Origin of the sequence: Pseudomonas syringae pv. cilantro, assembly GCF_001293775.1 — a bacterium.
Taxonomy (GTDB): Bacteria; Pseudomonadota; Gammaproteobacteria; order Pseudomonadales; family Pseudomonadaceae; genus Aquipseudomonas; species Aquipseudomonas syringae_P.
The window spans coordinates 41,251-57,079 of the sequence record NZ_LGLN01000065.1 but is presented as its reverse complement, the minus strand read 5'-3'; the positions used below and the strand labels follow the sequence as shown (position 1 = coordinate 57,079).

At 59.4% G+C, this 15,829-nt stretch carries 14 protein-coding genes; 7 read left to right on the top strand and 7 right to left on the bottom strand.

Going from position 1 to position 15,829, the window contains the following annotated elements; all coding sequences use genetic code 11:
- The first annotated feature begins 570 nt into the window (after window positions 1-570).
- The 6 genes from ABJ99_RS15795 (at window position 571) to ABJ99_RS15770 (ending at window position 8,443) form a co-directional block, all read left to right on the top strand.
- Window positions 571-1,500: a sugar ABC transporter substrate-binding protein gene (locus ABJ99_RS15795; RefSeq protein WP_054086597.1), complete on the top strand. Its 930-nt coding sequence runs from the start codon at window positions 571-573 to the stop codon at window positions 1,498-1,500.
- A 67-nt stretch (window positions 1,501-1,567) separates the two neighbouring features.
- Window positions 1,568-3,115, top strand: coding sequence for a sugar ABC transporter ATP-binding protein (locus tag ABJ99_RS15790; RefSeq protein WP_054086596.1), 1,548 nt, complete (start codon window positions 1,568-1,570; stop codon window positions 3,113-3,115).
- A 59-nt stretch (window positions 3,116-3,174) separates the two neighbouring features.
- Window positions 3,175-4,200, top strand: a complete 1,026-nt coding sequence (locus ABJ99_RS15785; RefSeq protein WP_007251301.1) for an ABC transporter permease — start codon at window positions 3,175-3,177, stop codon at window positions 4,198-4,200.
- Window positions 4,201-4,504: 304 nt separating this feature from the next.
- Window positions 4,505-4,909 (top strand): TraR/DksA family transcriptional regulator, encoded by a 405-nt coding sequence (locus ABJ99_RS15780; RefSeq protein WP_002554078.1) that lies wholly within the window; start codon window positions 4,505-4,507, stop codon window positions 4,907-4,909.
- Window positions 4,910-5,088: 179 nt separating this feature from the next.
- A complete protein-coding gene (locus ABJ99_RS15775; protein WP_054086595.1) occupies window positions 5,089-6,702 on the top strand; it encodes a methyl-accepting chemotaxis protein in 1,614 nt (537 codons plus the stop codon).
- 256 nt (window positions 6,703-6,958) lie between these two features.
- Window positions 6,959-8,443 (top strand): T6SS phospholipase effector Tle1-like catalytic domain-containing protein, encoded by a 1,485-nt coding sequence (locus tag ABJ99_RS15770; RefSeq protein ID WP_054086594.1) that lies wholly within the window; start codon window positions 6,959-6,961, stop codon window positions 8,441-8,443.
- A 2-nt stretch (window positions 8,444-8,445) separates the two neighbouring features.
- Here the strand turns inward: ABJ99_RS15770 and ABJ99_RS15765 are convergent, their stop codons facing one another.
- The gene (locus tag ABJ99_RS15765) at window positions 8,446-8,682 is read right to left on the bottom strand and encodes a DUF2789 domain-containing protein (RefSeq protein WP_054086593.1); all 237 of its coding nucleotides are present in this window, start codon (window positions 8,680-8,682) and stop codon (window positions 8,446-8,448) included.
- A 448-nt stretch (window positions 8,683-9,130) separates the two neighbouring features.
- Here ABJ99_RS15765 and ABJ99_RS15755 point away from each other — a divergent pair, with 448 nt between their 5' ends.
- Window positions 9,131-9,598, top strand: coding sequence for a hypothetical protein (locus tag ABJ99_RS15755; protein ID WP_054086591.1), 468 nt, complete (start codon window positions 9,131-9,133; stop codon window positions 9,596-9,598).
- A 17-nt stretch (window positions 9,599-9,615) separates the two neighbouring features.
- Here ABJ99_RS15755 and ABJ99_RS15750 read toward each other — a convergent pair whose 3' ends face one another.
- The 6 genes from ABJ99_RS15750 to ABJ99_RS15725 are packed head-to-tail and all read right to left on the bottom strand — an operon-like array spanning window position 9,616 to window position 15,697.
- Entirely contained in the window at window positions 9,616-9,996 is a 381-nt protein-coding gene (locus ABJ99_RS15750; RefSeq protein ID WP_054086590.1) for a Na+/H+ antiporter subunit G, read from the bottom strand.
- The gene (locus tag ABJ99_RS15745; RefSeq protein ID WP_005890532.1) at window positions 9,993-10,271 is read right to left on the bottom strand and encodes a K+/H+ antiporter subunit F; all 279 of its coding nucleotides are present in this window, start codon (window positions 10,269-10,271) and stop codon (window positions 9,993-9,995) included. The genes ABJ99_RS15750 and ABJ99_RS15745 overlap by 4 nt, the downstream gene beginning before the upstream one ends.
- Window positions 10,268-10,756, bottom strand: a complete 489-nt coding sequence (locus ABJ99_RS15740) for a Na+/H+ antiporter subunit E (RefSeq protein ID WP_054086589.1) — start codon at window positions 10,754-10,756, stop codon at window positions 10,268-10,270. The genes ABJ99_RS15745 and ABJ99_RS15740 overlap by 4 nt, the downstream gene beginning before the upstream one ends.
- Complete coding sequence (locus ABJ99_RS15735; protein ID WP_054086588.1) at window positions 10,753-12,438, bottom strand: monovalent cation/H+ antiporter subunit D; 1,686 nt, start codon at window positions 12,436-12,438, stop codon at window positions 10,753-10,755. Before ABJ99_RS15735 ends, ABJ99_RS15740 begins: the two co-directional genes overlap by 4 nt.
- On the bottom strand, window positions 12,435-12,779 hold the full coding sequence (locus ABJ99_RS15730; RefSeq protein ID WP_007251310.1) for a Na+/H+ antiporter subunit C: 345 nt from the start codon (window positions 12,777-12,779) through the stop codon (window positions 12,435-12,437). Before ABJ99_RS15730 ends, ABJ99_RS15735 begins: the two co-directional genes overlap by 4 nt.
- On the bottom strand, window positions 12,779-15,697 hold the full coding sequence (locus ABJ99_RS15725; RefSeq protein WP_054086587.1) for a monovalent cation/H+ antiporter subunit A: 2,919 nt from the start codon (window positions 15,695-15,697) through the stop codon (window positions 12,779-12,781). The genes ABJ99_RS15730 and ABJ99_RS15725 overlap by 1 nt, the downstream gene beginning before the upstream one ends.
- Window positions 15,698-15,829: the final 132 nt, after the last annotated feature.

The window sequence follows — 15,829 nt, the reverse complement described above, 5'->3', positions numbered from 1 at the left end:
GCGGAGAAGAGTTCGGTACAGCCTCCAGGAATAGGGTGTTTGGCCCCGCGTCTTCGTGAGCAAGCTCACTCCCACAAGTATCTATATGCATACCGACGCCGAGTGACGGCACGCTAGTCAAAACCCGACGCCTGACACGTGTCGGGTTTTGGCATTTCTGCACTGAATAAAAATGAAATGGAATAAAATTCTAAAATCGGTTGAATTGGAAAATATTTTCCAATAGAGTCGTTTGCAGGTTACCGACTATCGAATCACCCGGGCATGAAGTCACTTTTCAGGCTACGGGGAACAAGCCAACAAAAACAAAACAAAAGATAGGTACTGTCGATGAAAACCCCCACTTCTGGCTTGCCCGCCAAGCTTTCTGTCACCTCGTCATTCTGGATCCGGCTCATGGAGCGATTTCTCACGATCGTCGCCCGTGGCATGTGCGTACGGCACAAGGACGCTCAACTGTTCTGCATCCCGGGTGCAACGGGCATTCGTCTGCCTCGCTGAATGGCTTTATTGTCGCTCCCGACAAATGGTTATCAGATCCAAACAACAACAAGAATCTGGAGAGCCCTCATGAAAACCAAGCTTGCTTTCACTTCACTCGCCCTGGCATTGATGCTCGGCAGCGGCGCTGCGCTGGCCGATATCAAGGTCGGGGTGGCCATGTCGCAATTCGACGACACCTGGCTGACCTACCTGCGTCAGGACATGGGAGCGAAGGCCAAGAGCATGCCTGACGGCGTGACCCTGCAATTTGTCGATGCCCGCGCCGACGTCAACAAACAGATCGATCAGGTCAAGGAACTCATCAACAAGAAAGTCGACGCCCTGATCGTTAACCCGGTAGACACCGCCGCTACCGCGCGTATCACCAAGGAAGCCGTCGCCGCCGGCATTCCGCTGGTCTACGTCAACCGTCGCCCGGATGACCCGAAGCTGCCGGCAGGCGTTGCCACTGTGACATCCGACGATACCGAGGCTGGCCGGCTGCAGGCGCAGTACGTCGCCGACAAGATGGGCGGCAAGGGCAGCGTGATGATTCTGCTGGGCGACCTGGCCAACAACTCCACGCAAAACCGTACCAAAGGCGTGAAAGAGGTGCTGGCCAAATACCCCGATATCAAGATCGACCAGGAGCAGACTGGCACCTGGCTGCGCCAGAAAGGCATGGACCTGACCAATGACTGGCTTACTCAAGGGCGCAAATTCGACGCGATCCTCGCCAATAACGATGAAATGGCCATTGGTGCTGCGATGGCATTGAAACAGGCGGGTATCGACAAAGGCACGGTGTCTGTCGCCGGTGTCGACGGCACGCCTGATGGCCTCAACGCAGTCACCAAAGGTGATCTGACGGTATCGGTTTATCAGGACGCCAAGGGGCAGGCCGACGGCGCGATCGATGCGGCGGTGAAGCTGGCTAAGAAAGAGAAGGTCGAGCCACAGGCAATCGTCATTCCGTATCGTCTGATCACGCCTGAAAACGTCTCCACTTTCAAATAACAACAGTCGACCGGCCAGGGAAGATCCCCCGATCTTCCTGTGCTTGCCGCTTGAGGAGTTTGTGATCATGTCCGGTTCTGCCACTGCCCACCCGCCCGCGCCAGCCGATGTAGAGGCCTCGTCCCCTTATCTGCTGGAAATCAGCCATATCAGCAAAGGTTTTCCGGGGGTCGTTGCGCTTGACGATGTCCAGCTCCGGGTCCGTCCGGGCAGCGTGCTGGCGCTGATGGGCGAGAACGGGGCGGGGAAATCGACGCTGATGAAAATCATCGCCGGCATTTACCAGCCCGACGCAGGTGAAATCCGTTTGCGCGGCAAGCCAGTGCGCTTCGAAACGCCCCTTTCAGCGTTGCAGGCCGGAATCGCCATGATTCATCAGGAACTCAACCTGATGCCGTTCATGAGTATCGCCGAGAACATCTGGATCGGCCGCGAGCAGCTCAACGGTCTGCACATGGTCGATCATCGGGAAATGCACCGTTGTACCGCCGAGTTGCTGGAGCGCTTGCGCATCCGGCTGGATCCCGAAGAGCTGGTCGGTAACCTGAGCATCGCCGAGCGGCAGATGGTCGAGATCGCCAAGGCGGTTTCCTACGACTCTGACGTGCTGATCATGGACGAACCCACCTCGGCGATCACTGAAACCGAAGTCGCTCATCTGTTTTCGATCATTGGCGATCTGCGCGCACAGGGCAAAGGCATCATTTACATCACCCACAAGATGAACGAAGTCTTCGAGATCGCCGATGAAGTGGCAGTGTTTCGCGACGGCGCCTACATCGGCTTGCAGAGCGCCGACAGCATGAACGGCGACAGCCTTATTTCCATGATGGTCGGCCGCGAGTTGACCCAGTTGTTTCCGCAACGTGACAAACCGGCGGGGGACCTCCTGCTGTCAGTCCGTGACCTGAGCCTGAACGGCATTTTCAAGGACGTGTCCTTCGACCTGCGTGCCGGAGAGATCCTGGGCATCGCCGGGCTGATGGGCTCGGGGCGCACCAATGTCGCCGAGACGCTGTTCGGCATCACGCCCAGTGACGGTGGCGAGATTCACTTCGATGGCAAGGCCGTGCGCATCGGCGATCCTCATCAGGCCATCGAGCTGGGTTTTGCATTGCTGACCGAGGACCGCAAGTTGACCGGGCTGTTTCCGTGTCTGTCAGTGATGGAAAACATGGAGATGGCCGTGCTGGCGAATTACGCCGGTAACGGCTTCGTGCAACAAAAGGCCCTGCGCGCCTTGTGCGAGGACATGTGCAAAAAACTCAGGGTCAAGACGCCGTCGCTGGAACAGTGCATTGATACGTTGTCGGGTGGTAATCAGCAAAAGGCACTGCTTGCACGCTGGCTGATGACCAATCCCCGCGTGCTGATTCTCGACGAGCCCACGCGCGGTATCGATGTGGGCGCCAAGGTAGAGATCTACCGGCTCATCTCCCTGCTGGCCAGCGAAGGCATGGCGGTGATCATGATCTCTTCCGAACTGCCGGAAGTGCTCGGTATGAGCGACCGGGTCATGGTCATGCACGAAGGCGAAATGATGGGCATCCTCGACCGAAGTGAGGCGACCCAGGAAAAAGTCATGCACCTGGCCTCCGGCCATCGGGTTAATTGAGTGTGCAGCACACGGTTCGGTAAATGGACTCGTAAAAAAAGAACAAGAGGGTTACGAACATGAGCAACGCGATTCTGCAAAACAAGCCGGCCCTGGCGCCGACCGGGAAAAAAAGACGACTGCCGACCGAGCTGAGTATTTTTCTGGTGCTGATCGGCATAGGCCTGATCTTTGAACTGTTCGGCTGGATCGTCCGCGATCAGAGCTTTCTGCTCAACTCCCAGCGCCTGGTACTGATGATTCTTCAGGTGTCGATCATCGGCCTGCTGGCCATCGGCGTCACGCAGGTGATCATCACCACGGGCATCGACCTGTCGTCCGGTTCGGTGCTGGCGTTGTCGGCGATGATTGCCGCGAGTCTGGCACAGACGTCGGACTTTTCCCGCGCAGTGTTTCCGTCGCTGACCGACCTGCCCGTGTGGATTCCGATCGTGGTCGGGCTCGGGGTCGGGTTGCTGGCCGGCGCGATCAACGGCAGCATCATCGCGATTACCGGTATCCCACCCTTCATCGCCACGCTGGGCATGATGGTCTCTGCACGCGGCCTGGCACGCTTCTACACCGAAGGCCAGCCGGTCAGCATGCTTTCTGATTCCTACACGGCTATCGGCCAGGGCGCGATGCCGGTCATTATCTTTCTGGTGGTGGCGGTCGTCTTCCACATCGCCCTGCGCTACACCAAGTACGGCAAATATACCTATGCCATCGGCGGCAACATGCAGGCGGCGCGCACGTCGGGCATCAACGTCAAACGTCATCTGGTGATTGTCTACAGCATTGCCGGGCTGCTGGCCGGGCTGGCGGGTGTGGTGGCGTCGGCACGCGCCGCAACCGGTCAGGCCGGAATGGGCATGTCCTATGAACTGGACGCCATCGCGGCGGCCGTCATTGGCGGCACCAGCCTCGCCGGTGGCGTAGGGCGAATCACCGGTACCGTGATCGGTGCGTTGATCCTCGGCGTAATGGCCAGCGGCTTTACCTTTGTCGGCGTGGATGCCTACGTTCAGGACATCATCAAGGGGCTGATCATTGTAGTTGCGGTAGTCATCGATCAATATCGCAACAAGCGCAAGACCAAGCGCTGATTGGATTCCAGTGAGACAAAGGGCCTTATACAGGCCCTTTTGTGCGTGACATATTGCAGGAACCGATGGGTGGTCTGTGGGTCAGACCCTCATCACACCGCACGTGATCGGGTTTCATACCCGTGTTTCAAGGGGTTTTACTGTGACTGCTGTACGAAAACCCTTCAATTTGTGTTGCCGAGCCTGCAAGCCGGCCTTAGACTGCCGCCCCTCGTAAATTGAGTGCCAGGTGGCGCTTGGAGATTATTGGCTTTACGACAACGTCAAGCCGCTCCTCAATGCACGTTTTTTTATAGAGAAATAAATGACAAAGGAAAAGTTGCTGGCCATGCCGGCCGATGACTACATGAACGCCGAGCAGCACGCTTTCTTCGTCGAGCTGTTGCAGGGCATGAAGGTCGAGATCCACGAGCGAATCGAGCAGAGCCGTATTGCCATCGAAAGCCTGGACACCCCTGCCGATCCGGCCGACGCGGCCTCGGTTGAAGAAGAGCGTCACTGGTTGGTCAACGTGATCGACCGCGATCAACGCATGCTGCCTCAGCTGGAAATGGCCCTGTCGCGCATTGCCGATGACACCTTCGGCTGGTGCGATGACAGCGGTGAGCCCATCGGTCTCAAGCGCCTGCTGATCAGCCCGACCACCAAATACTGCATCGAAGCGCAAGAGCGTCACGAGCAGATCGACAAGCACCAACGCCAGGCCTGATTCTCAGGCGACAGGGGTTGAGCAACCGGACCGGGAGGCAAGCAATTGCCTCCCAGTTTCGTTGTGTCCAGAGTTTATTGAATCAACGCCGACCGATAAGACCATTAGCGCATGGCACATCGCCGTTATCTGACGTTTAATAGGTGCAATAACGATAAATACAAACGGGGTAACGCAACATGGCCGAAAACCTATCCATGGCTGCCGGATTGCCGCTGGCCAGTGCACCGGGCACTGCAGTAAGGTGGTGGGTGCCGGCGGTACAAAGTGTTGCGTTGTGCCTGTTGCTGGCAGCGATAAGCGTTGTCGGACTGTCCCTCTATATCGTTGTTCCCGGCGCTTTGCTGGTGATCTGGCTGCCGCGATGGTTACTCCGTCGCCCTGCAGCATTCTCGGCCGAGGCGGTCGACGCGGACATAACGCGCCTGACCCGCGAGCTCTCCCGCACCACCAGCCATAACGCGCTGTCAGCCGCTCAGGTGGCGTTTTCCGTGCGCCAGTTGGCAGGGCGTGTGCAATCGCAGCTTGGCGCTGCCGGGCAGGTGGTCAGCAGTGCAGAGCTGATGATCGCCACCGAGCAGCAGACCGCCCAGCTCAGCCAGCAGGCGCTGGTTGCCGCCAGCGAAGCGCGGGCGCGTAGCGAGGCGGGCAGTGGCGTATTGGATGAGTCCATCGAACGCATGCATCGGTTGAGCAAACGCGCGGTCGCCAGCCGAGAGCTGATCGAAGCGCTCAACCAGCGCAGTGAGGAGATCCAGCGGGTAACGTTGGTGATCCAGTCGATTGCCAGCCAGACCAACCTGCTGGCGCTCAATGCCGCCATTGAAGCTGCCCGGGCGGGCGAGCATGGACGTGGCTTTGCCGTGGTCGCCGATGAAGTGCGCGGGCTCGCCGGGCGAACGGCGAGTGCTACCGGAGAAGTCGGGCAGATGGTGGACGATATTCAGCAACGCACTGCGCAGGTCGTCGAACAGATCCGTCAGCTGTCTATCGACCTGGACAGCGGCGTCGAACAGGTTGAGCTTACCGGCGAGCACCTCGGCAACATCGCCCGCCTTGCCGTCGAAGTCGAAAGCCAGGTCAGCGAGATTGCCCAAGGCGCCAGGAGCAATCAGGATCAGTTGGCGAGCCTGTTCGAGGCCGTCGAGCACATGCGCAGTGATCTGGCGGTCAGCGACGAGCAGACCCGGCAACTGGCCAAAGCGGCGGTGCAAATGGAAGGGCAGGCCGAGACCATCAGTCAGCGTCTGGCCGAAGTGGGTCTGGATGACTATCACCAGCGCATCTACGATCTGGCCCGTGAAGGTGCACGGCTCATTGGCGAAAAGTTCGAAGCCGATATCGAACAGGGGCGCGCCAGCCTGGATGATCTGTTCGACCGTAATTACAAGCCGGTCGCGAATACCTTACCGACCCGGTTTACCACACGCTTCGACCGCTACACCGATCAGGTACTTCCGGCGCTGCAGGAGCCACTGCTCGCGCAGCACGAAGGTCTGGTATTTGCCATCGCCTGCACCCAGCAAGGCTACGTGCCCACGCACAACAACGCGTTCAACCAGCCTCTGACCGGCGACGCGACGCTGGACAATGCGCGCAATCGCAGCAAGCGCAAGTTCGATGACCGGACCGGCATTCGCTGCGGCAGCCATCAGCAACCGGTACTGCTGCAAACCTACACCCGGGACACCGGTGAGCTGATGCACGACCTCTCCGTACCCATTGTCGTCAAGGGGCGTCATTGGGGTGGTCTGCGCCTGGGTTATAAACCGCAGGGCGGTTCAAACCTGTAGACCTGCCTGGCAAGTTTGAGGTAAGTGAGCAGAGGTGTTGAAGTCTGCTCGACCTGTTCTTTACTTTTATCAGGCACTGCCGTGTAGGTATTTATTTATAGATTTTTTAAGTATGTAGATGTGGGTTGTAGGAAGCTTCTGAATAGCTCTTTGGGGCTTGACTGTCGATGCGCGCTGAGCAATCTCTTGAATCAATGGTATCAATTTTTGATTCACGAGCGGCCTTGCCAAGGGCGCCTCTACGGACGGAAGAGTTATGAAAAATACATGGAGTGTCAAACAATCATCCGAGACTTCGAGTGCAGTGGTTTTACAAGTTACGGCGCGTATCGGCATATTTTTTGACGGTACGGGTAATAACCGGGTCAACAGTCAGATAGGTGCTGATTGCCGTGCACTGCTGGAAGTCAATAACGGCCAGCATATTCAGGAGTGCGCTGGACGACATGCCGATCCGGGCAGTAGTTACAGTAATGAATTAAGTAATATCGCCTTGCTGGCAGGGCTTTATCGTCGACAAGCAATCGCTACCAATGACGGGCAAGGTTTGAACGTCTGCTACCCGATCTATATAAGCGGCGCCGGGACGACATCAGGTGGGCGTGATTCGGTATGGCCCGGGCAGAGTCTGGGCCGCGGCACCACGGGTGTGGTGGCCAAGGTGCAAAACGCTTTCAGAAAGCTCGAATCGGTAATCAAGACGTTTCCGGTGGATAATCCGGGCTGTGCTCTGAAGGCGCTGGAGTTCGATGTCTTCGGCTTCAGTCGCGGTGCTGCGTCGGCGAGGCACTTCGTCAACGAAATTCTCAAGCGTGACGTCGGCATGCTTGAGCCGATATTGCGCAGCCGCAAAGTGCGGTTGAGCGAAAATTTTGCCTGGCACAACGACTGTGTGCGGCTCAAGGTCATTGGCCTGTTCGACACTGTTGCCGCTATCGGCAGCATCAAAGACCTGGGCAGCACAAGCGACGCCAGCAATCGGCGGGTCAACCTGTACTTGCCGCCCGGATGTGCCCAGCAAGTGTTGCATCTGGTCGCACGCGATGAAAACCGGCGCAATTTTGCGCTCAATAGCATTACCCCCGGATGGCCTGCGGAAATCCTCCTGCCGGGGGCACATTCCGATATCGGCGGTGGTTATCCGCCGCAAATGGATGAAAACGTCTTGTTGACCCGCCCACGTATGAGCACTGTGCGGCGCGGCAGCGCTCCTGAAACGGCGAACTGCTGGCAGGAAGCGCAGGCCGAACTGAGCAGGATGGAGTTGAATTACTGGATCGATCCGCTCGATAGCCAGGCGTCATTGCAGGTGCAGTCGTGCAAAAGCAGCGGTCGTGTCTGCAAGAATTCGCTCAGCGGCCTGGGGGTGATTGTGGCTGCGGTGTGCATGCATCGGCAGGTCTTTGGGCATCTTTCACGGGTTTCGCTGCAGATCATGCATGCGCTGGCCTGTGACGAAGGTGTGCCGTTCCGCCCCATTCCGCAGGCGCCGCACTTTCAGCTTCCTCCCGAGCTGGAGGGCATCGCTCGCAAGCTGATCGATTACGCGCGAGGCGGTCCTTACACGCTGACCAGTGACGAAGAGCAGATTCTGCGCTGGCGCTACATTCATCAGTCCGCGCACTGGAGCGCGTCACTGGGTCGAACGGGCAGCCTCAGTGACGCAGTGTTCGTTCACGCACCTGAACCGGGCGGCCGGATACTGCACCCCAACATCGGGCAGCCCGGCTACCCGCAGTGATGTCAGGGCTTTTTATGCAAGCGGGCATTGAGGTCGTCGACCACAGGTGCCCACTCTGCGTCTTCACGGAGTAGCTCTTTGAGGAATGCCGCTTGCTGCGGGGTCCAGAATTGAGCGTCGATCAGCTTTACATCGTCGTCCAACTGGTGCGCTGCAACGAAAGCGTCAATGTCCTTGTCTTCGGAACCCAGCCCCAGTTGAGCGAACAGGTCATTCAGGGTAGCGGTAGTCAGATCCATGTCATCTCCTCGACGAGGGGTATCCCCGTATTGTCATCAGTCATCTATGGGAGTGACCGTCGCGTGCAAGAGTTCGATGCATTTGCCGTTCGTGAAAAACGGCAATCTTTTTTGCGCCGAACGTTAATGCTATGTTCCCGCTGCGCCGGATGTCTGCGGGAGCGCAGGTACGAGCCTGTCCAGCCACTGAACGAGGCCTGAATGGCGGGGCATTCCTGTGCCGTCAGGCTGCGGTGACATCGATGTGTACAAAAGGAATATATCCTGTAGAGGCAATGAGCCGGTAGAATCCGCCACCAGCCTGCACGGTTCGGCAGCGGCCGACTTGTCGTCCCCCGAGTGCAGCGCGTCAGCAGGTATCTGGCCGTGCCATACGGCCTGTGAATGAATCATTTATCGACTGCCTGAACTTCAGGCAGCCTCATTTTCATGTTTGAGGGTTTGGACTTTGGCTGTAAGTAACCTGGATACCCATGCTTTGTTCGTGCTCGGCGATCTTCGCGCACAGTTGGTCAAGCAGTTTCAATCCCGCTTTGTCTATCTCACCGAGCAATCAGCCGAAGGCATCTACATTGCTGAAATCGATACCGAAGCTGCCCTTGTGGTCGATGACAAGCCGCGCCTGGAACTCAAGGTCGGCGATCATTTTCGGGCTGCGGTTCTGCCGAGCCGTGAAGGTGGAAAGCTCGAACTGAAGTTCCGCGAAGTCAAGGTCACGGTTTACGGACTGGGTGAATATGCCTTTGTCGACACGCCTGAAGGCCATGGCATCGTGTTCAAGGAAGGGCAGGGTGTGGTGATGGTCTTTGCCGCGAAAGAGCAACTGCAGACCGGTATGAGCAAGGTCCTGAAAAGCGCAGTGGGCAAGGCCGCCAAGTGGCGCAAGGGCGAACTGACCTTCAAGGCCAGCGAGTAACGCACGCCCCTCCGGCCTCAGCCCCCGCTTGACTCGCCATCGACACGGCCACTGCTCACCTCGGCCGGTACAGCGTCACCGGCCATGCGCTTGCGGAACAACGCAGTGCGCGCAAGCAGCAGGGTCGTCACGGGCACCGTAATCGCCAGCAGCACCGGAATGAGCCAGGCATGGATGACCGGCTCTGACTTGAGTGCCGAGAAGTAGATGATCGACGCCAATGCCACGCACCACGCGCCCAGTGTCGACGCCAGTGCCGGTGGATGCATGCGTTGAAAAAAGTCTTTCAGGCGCAGCAGCCCGATGGCGCCGGTCAGGGCGAACAGGCTGCTGACGATCAGCAGCCCGGCAGTGAGTATTTCAGCCCAGAAGGGGACGGCACCGGACAGTTCGTTCATTCGATCACCTCTCCGCGCAACAGGAATTTGGCCAGCGCGAACGAGCCGACGAAGCCGAAAAGAGCGATCAGCATGGCCGCCTCGAAATAGGTGTCACTGGCGTAGCGAATACCCAATACCAGCATCATCAGCATGGCGATGATGTACAGGTAGTCCAGCGCCAGTACCCGATCCTGCGCGGAAGGGCCTTTGATCAGGCGCAGCAGGGTGATCACCATGGCCAGGGCGAAGATCAGCAGGCTGATCAGAATCGCGTTGTCGAGCAGTGCACTCACTGAAAGATCTCCATCAATGGACGCTCATAGGTGGTCTTGAAGTGCTCGATGAATTGCGCCTCGTCCTCCAGATCGAAGACATGCATCAGCAGCACGCTGCGATCCAGCGCCAGTTCCGACCAGACCGTGCCGGGCACTACCGTGGTCACTATCGCCAGTGCGGCAAGGCCGTGGGCGTCGTGCAGGTCCAGCGGGATTCGCACGAAGGCCGAGCGCGGCGGACGACGCTTGAGCCGCCAGATGCTCAGGCCGACCTGAAGGTTGGACACCACCACATCGCAGCCGACCCTCCAGAAAAACCTCAGGATCGTCCCCGGCTTGCGAATGCGCACTGGCAGCGGGCGCAACGGCGCCATCAACAGCGGTGCCAGAAACCCCAGCAGAGCACCCAGCAGCACGTGACCGGGGCTGAGCGACAGGTTCAGCACCAGCCACAGCACCCAGAGCGCCAGTGAGAGCAGGGGGGCCGGAAACAAACGTTTCATGGTTGTCCCTCCGGGTTCACGTCACGACTGGTCGGGCCGGGGATCGGTCGTGTAGCGAGCACCGACTGCACATACTGTTTGGGCTCATGCAGCGCGGCAGCGGTGTCTTGCGTGTAGCGCAGCAGCGGTTCAGCCTTGAAGGTCAGCGCAATGCACAAGCCGAGCAGGATGACGATTGGCAGGCACTCATTGCGCCGTAACAGTGGCGAAGGGCGCTCGTGGGGTGTCCAGAAGCGCTGGGTGCCGAGCCTGGAAAAGGCAATCAGTGACGCCAGTCCGGAAAAAATCAGCAGGCCGATCAACATCCAGGAGCGGGGCAGCAGCGCCTCATCCTTGGCAACATCCAGCCCCAGCGGGTTCAACAGGGCGCTGAGCAGCGTCAGCTTGCCGATGAACCCGGACAGCGGCGGCATGCCAATGATCAGCAGCGCGCAGATGATGAAGCTCAGGCCCAAAAAGGCCACGGTCATGGGAATGACCTGGCCGACCACGACTTTTTGCTCGTCGTCCAGATTGGTGCCGGGCGGCGGATGCAGCGACTCCACGGCGCGTGGCAATTGGTCGGCGTCTTCCTCCAGCGGGATTTCATTGGCCGAGCGCGAACGTTCGACCAATTCGCCCAGCAGGAACATCGCGCTCAGGGCCAGGGTCGAGCTGACCAGATAAAACAGCGCACCTGACGTCAGGCTGGGCTGAGCGAAACCGATGGCTGACAGCAAAATGCCCGCCGACACCAGAATGCTCAGGCTGGCCAGACGCTCCAGACGCTGGGCGGCGATGATCGCCATCGCCGCCGTAAAAATCGTCGCCATGCCGCCGAAGATCAGCCAGTCGCCACCGAAAAACGCCGAAGCGCCGGCCTGCCCGGAAAACAGCAGCGTCCAGAGGCGCAGCAGGGTATAGATGCCTACCTTGGTCATGATCGCAAACATCGCCGCCACGGGCGCGCTGGCGGAGGAATAGGCCGGGACCAGCCAGAAATTCAGTGGCCACATTCCGGCTTTTGCCAGAAATGCCGTGGCCAGAATCGCCGCGCCGGCGTGCAGCAGGCCCAGATCGGCTTCCGACACCTGCGGAATCTTGATCGCCAGGTCAGCGAAATTCAGGGTGCCGGTCACGCCGTAGATCAAGGCGGCGCCGATCAGAAACAGCGACGAGGCCAGCAGGTTGATCGAAATGTAATGCAGGCCCGCCGACACGCGCGCGCGCCCGGAGCCGTGCAGCATCAGACCATAGGACGCCGCGAGCAGGACTTCGAAGAACACGAACAGGTTGAACAGGTCAGCGGTCAGAAACGCGCCGTACAGGCCCATCAGCTGGATCTGGAACAAAGCATGGAAGCTGGCCCCGGCCCGATCCCAGCGCGCCAGGGCAAAAAGCAGCGCGCAGACACCGACGATGCCGGTCAGCACCATCATCAGCGCCGAAAGGTGATCCACGACCAGCACGATACCGAACGGCACGCCCCAGTTACCCGGCAGATAGACACCGATCGATCCGCTGCTGCCGCTTTGCTGCACCCAGAGCATCAGCACCACCGAGATGCCCAGCCCGAGGATGCTCGAGAACAGGTTGATGCGCCCTTTGAGCGGCCGGTGCTTTTCGCCCAGCCAGAGCATCAGCCCGGCGGTCAGCAACGGCAGCAGGATCGGCGCGATGATCAGTTGATTCATCCAGCTCATGCCTTGGGCTCCCGGCCATCGACGTGGTCGGTGCCGGTCAGGCCTCGGGAGGCGAGCAGCACCACCAGAAACAGCGCGGTCATGGCGAAGCTGATGACGATGGCGGTGAGCACCAGTGCCTGCGGCAGCGGGTCAGTGTAATTGAGCAGGTCCTGGGGAATACCGTCCTTGATGATCGGTTCTTTGCCGATGAACAGGCTGCCCATGCTGAAAATGAACAGGTTGACCCCGTAAGAGAGCAGGCACAGGCCCATGACCACCTGAAAGGTTCGCGGACGCAGGATCAGCCAGACTCCCGAGGCAGCGAGAACACCGATGGCGACTGCGATGACTTCTTCCATCAGAGAACTCCTTGCGGGTTGGCGACAGGCTTGGGCAGTTGGGTCGGACGATGGCTGCGTACCGACTGGTGAGCCAGCGCGGTAAGAATCAGCAAGGTCGACCCGACCACCACGGCATACACGCCGACGTCGAAAAACAGCGCGCTGGCAATGTGGATGTCACCCAGGATCGGCAGATCCACATGCGCGGTGTGGGTGGTCATGAACGGATAACCCAGCGCCATCGAGCCGGCTCCGGTCAGCACCGCAACCAACAGGCCGGTGCCCATCCAGCGCAGCGGCCGCAGACTCATCTGCGCTTCGACCCACTGAGTTCCGGCGACCATGTACTGCAGCAGGAAAGCCACTGACATCACCAGCCCGGCCACGAATCCGCCGCCCGGCTGATTGTGGCCACGGATGAACAGGTACATCGAGACGATGAAGGCAATCGGCAGCAGCAATCTGACCAGCGCGGCCGGGACCATCATGAAACCGAGCGCCGTGTCACTGGCGCTACGCGGGTTGATCAGGTCGGTGACCACGTCGCGTGCCAGCAGGCGCTGTTGAGCAGGCAACAGGATGCTTTCCTTGGGCGGGCGGAAGCGGCGCAACAGAGCGAAAACGGTCAATGCCACGGCAGCCAGTACGGTGATTTCGCCAAACGTGTCGAAACCACGGAAATCCACCAGCATCACGTTGACCACGTTGGTGCCGCCGCCCTGGGGCAGCGCACGGCTCAGGTAGAACGAAGAAATGGCGTTCGGAGTCTGGCGAGTCAGCATGGCGTAGGACAATATCGCCATCCCCACGCCGACCAGCACCGCGAGGCCGAAGTCGCGAATACGCCGGGTGCGGGCGCGCAGGCGAGCGCTGAGCGGGGCGACGTCTTCGTTGCGTCGCGGCAACCAGCGCAAGCCGAGCAGGATCAGCACAGTGGTTACCACTTCCACCACCAGTTGCGTCAACGCCAGGTCAGGAGCCGAGAACCAGACGAAGGTGATACAGGTCATCAGCCCGCAGACGCTGACCATCACCAGTGCCGCCAGACGATGGTATTTGCCCTGCCATGCCGCGCCCAGCGCGCAGGCAATCGCGATCAGCCAGAGGGTGACGAACACCCCGGAACCCGGAATCTTCGGCCGGTCGCCCCAGGTCAGGCCGCTGAAATACATCGGAATAAAGCCGCCCAGCACTGCAGCCAGCACCAGCAGAAACAACTGCGGTTGCAAGCGACGCGTGCTGACTTTGCGCTCGAAACGGCGTGCCCAATGCATCGCCACCACCAGGCTGCGTTCGAACATGTGCTTGCCGTTGAGCCTGCCCACCAGCGGCGGGGCGGTGATGCGCTCCTGCTTGAGCGGCTTGCGCAACAACAGATACAAAATGATGCCGCCCGCCATCGCCACCAGACTCATGATGATCGGCGCGTTCCAGCCGTGCCAGATGGCCAGGCTGTATTCGGGCAGTGTGCCGCCGACCACCGGCCGGGCCGCCGCTGCCAGCAGCGGCGCGACCGATTGTGCCGGGAAAATGCCGACGACGACGCAGGTCAGTACCAGAAATTCGACCGGCGCACGCATCCAGCGCGGCGGCTCGTGGGGCAGGTGCGGAAGATCCTTGGCGGCCGGGCCGAAGAACACGTCGACGGTGAAGCGTAGCGAGTAGGCGACGCTGAACACACCAGCAATGGTCGCGACCACTGGCAGCGCCATCTCCACCCAGGCGGTGGCTGAGATGAACACCGTTTCGGCGAAAAACATCTCTTTGGACAGGAAACCGTTGAGCAGCGGCACGCCTGCCATCGACGCACTGGCGACCATCGCCAGGGTCGCGGTGTAGGGCAGCAGTTTGACCAGCCCGCTCAGACGCCGGATATCCCGCGTGCCGCTTTCGTGGTCAATGATCCCTGCGGCCATGAACAGCGAGGCTTTGAACGTGGCGTGGTTGAGGATGTGGAACACTGCCGCCACTGCCGCCAGCGGGCTGTTCAGACCGAGCAGCAGTGTGATCAGCCCCAGATGACTGATGGTCGAGTAGGCCAGCAGGCCCTTCAGGTCATTCTGGAAAATGGCCGCGTAGGCACCCAGAATCAGCGTGCAGGCACCCGCGCCGCTGACCATCCAGAACCATTGTTCGCTGCCGGACAGCGACGGCCACATGCGTGCCATGAGAAACACACCCGCTTTGACCATGGTGGCCGAGTGCAGGTACGCCGACACCGGCGTCGGTGCTGCCATCGCGTGGGGCAGCCAGAAGTGAAAAGGGAACTGCGCGCTTTTGCTCAGTGCGCCGATCAGGATCAGGGTCAGCAACACCGGGTACAGGGCATGCGCGCGGATCGCGTCGCCGGATGCCAGTACGCGATCCAGATCATAACTGCCGGCCACATGACCGAGGATCATCATTCCCGCGAGCAGCGCCAGCCCGCCAGCACCGGTGACCATCAGCGCCATGTACGCACCGCGTCGGGCATCGGCACGGTGGTGCCAATAGCCAATCAGCAGGAAGGAAAACAGGCTGGTCAGTTCCCAGAAAAACACGATCTGGATCAGGTTGCCGGACATTACCAGCCCGAGCATGGCGCCCATGAACGCGAGGAAAAAAGCAAAAAAGCGCGGCACCGGATCATCCGGCGACATGTAGTAGCGGGCGTACAGTGACACCAGCGCGCCGATGCCCAGCACCAGCATCGAGAACAGCCAGGCGAAGCCGTCGATACGCAGGACAAAATTCATTCCCAGGCTGGGCAGCCAGAAATATTCTTCCCGGATCACGCCACCATCGGCAATCTGCGGAAACCACAACGCCATCTGGATTGCGCCGACCAAGGCAACCAGACCTGCCAGAAAGGATTCTGCGTTACGTGCGTTGTGCGGCAAAAAGGCCGCCAGACAGCTGCCGATGAAAGGCAGAAGCAGTAGAACTATCAGAGACATAGGCTTCTAATCTGCAGGAGAATGTCAAGCATCATACGTGCCAGACAACTCAATACCAAACGAACACTTTCCGAAATTTCCTACAAAAAGTGTCTGATATTTTTACATCAGAAAATCCCGACTGCGGTAATC

Coding starts and splice junctions, on each gene's coding strand:
- ABJ99_RS15785 (WP_007251301.1), top strand. CDS start 3,175: ATGAGCAACGCGATTCTGCAAAACAAGCCGGCCCTGGCGCCGACCGGG.
- ABJ99_RS15765 (WP_054086593.1), bottom strand. CDS start 8,682: ATGGATCTGACTACCGCTACCCTGAATGACCTGTTCGCTCAACTGGGG.
- ABJ99_RS15750 (WP_054086590.1), bottom strand. CDS start 9,996: ATGAACGAACTGTCCGGTGCCGTCCCCTTCTGGGCTGAAATACTCACT.
- ABJ99_RS15775 (WP_054086595.1), top strand. CDS start 5,089: ATGGCCGAAAACCTATCCATGGCTGCCGGATTGCCGCTGGCCAGTGCA.
- ABJ99_RS15730 (WP_007251310.1), bottom strand. CDS start 12,779: ATGGAAGAAGTCATCGCAGTCGCCATCGGTGTTCTCGCTGCCTCGGGA.
- ABJ99_RS15770 (WP_054086594.1), top strand. CDS start 6,959: ATGAAAAATACATGGAGTGTCAAACAATCATCCGAGACTTCGAGTGCA.
- ABJ99_RS15725 (WP_054086587.1), bottom strand. CDS start 15,697: ATGTCTCTGATAGTTCTACTGCTTCTGCCTTTCATCGGCAGCTGTCTG.
- ABJ99_RS15780 (WP_002554078.1), top strand. CDS start 4,505: ATGACAAAGGAAAAGTTGCTGGCCATGCCGGCCGATGACTACATGAAC.
- ABJ99_RS15735 (WP_054086588.1), bottom strand. CDS start 12,438: ATGAGCTGGATGAATCAACTGATCATCGCGCCGATCCTGCTGCCGTTG.
- ABJ99_RS15795 (WP_054086597.1), top strand. CDS start 571: ATGAAAACCAAGCTTGCTTTCACTTCACTCGCCCTGGCATTGATGCTC.
- ABJ99_RS15740 (WP_054086589.1), bottom strand. CDS start 10,756: ATGAAACGTTTGTTTCCGGCCCCCCTGCTCTCACTGGCGCTCTGGGTG.
- ABJ99_RS15790 (WP_054086596.1), top strand. CDS start 1,568: ATGTCCGGTTCTGCCACTGCCCACCCGCCCGCGCCAGCCGATGTAGAG.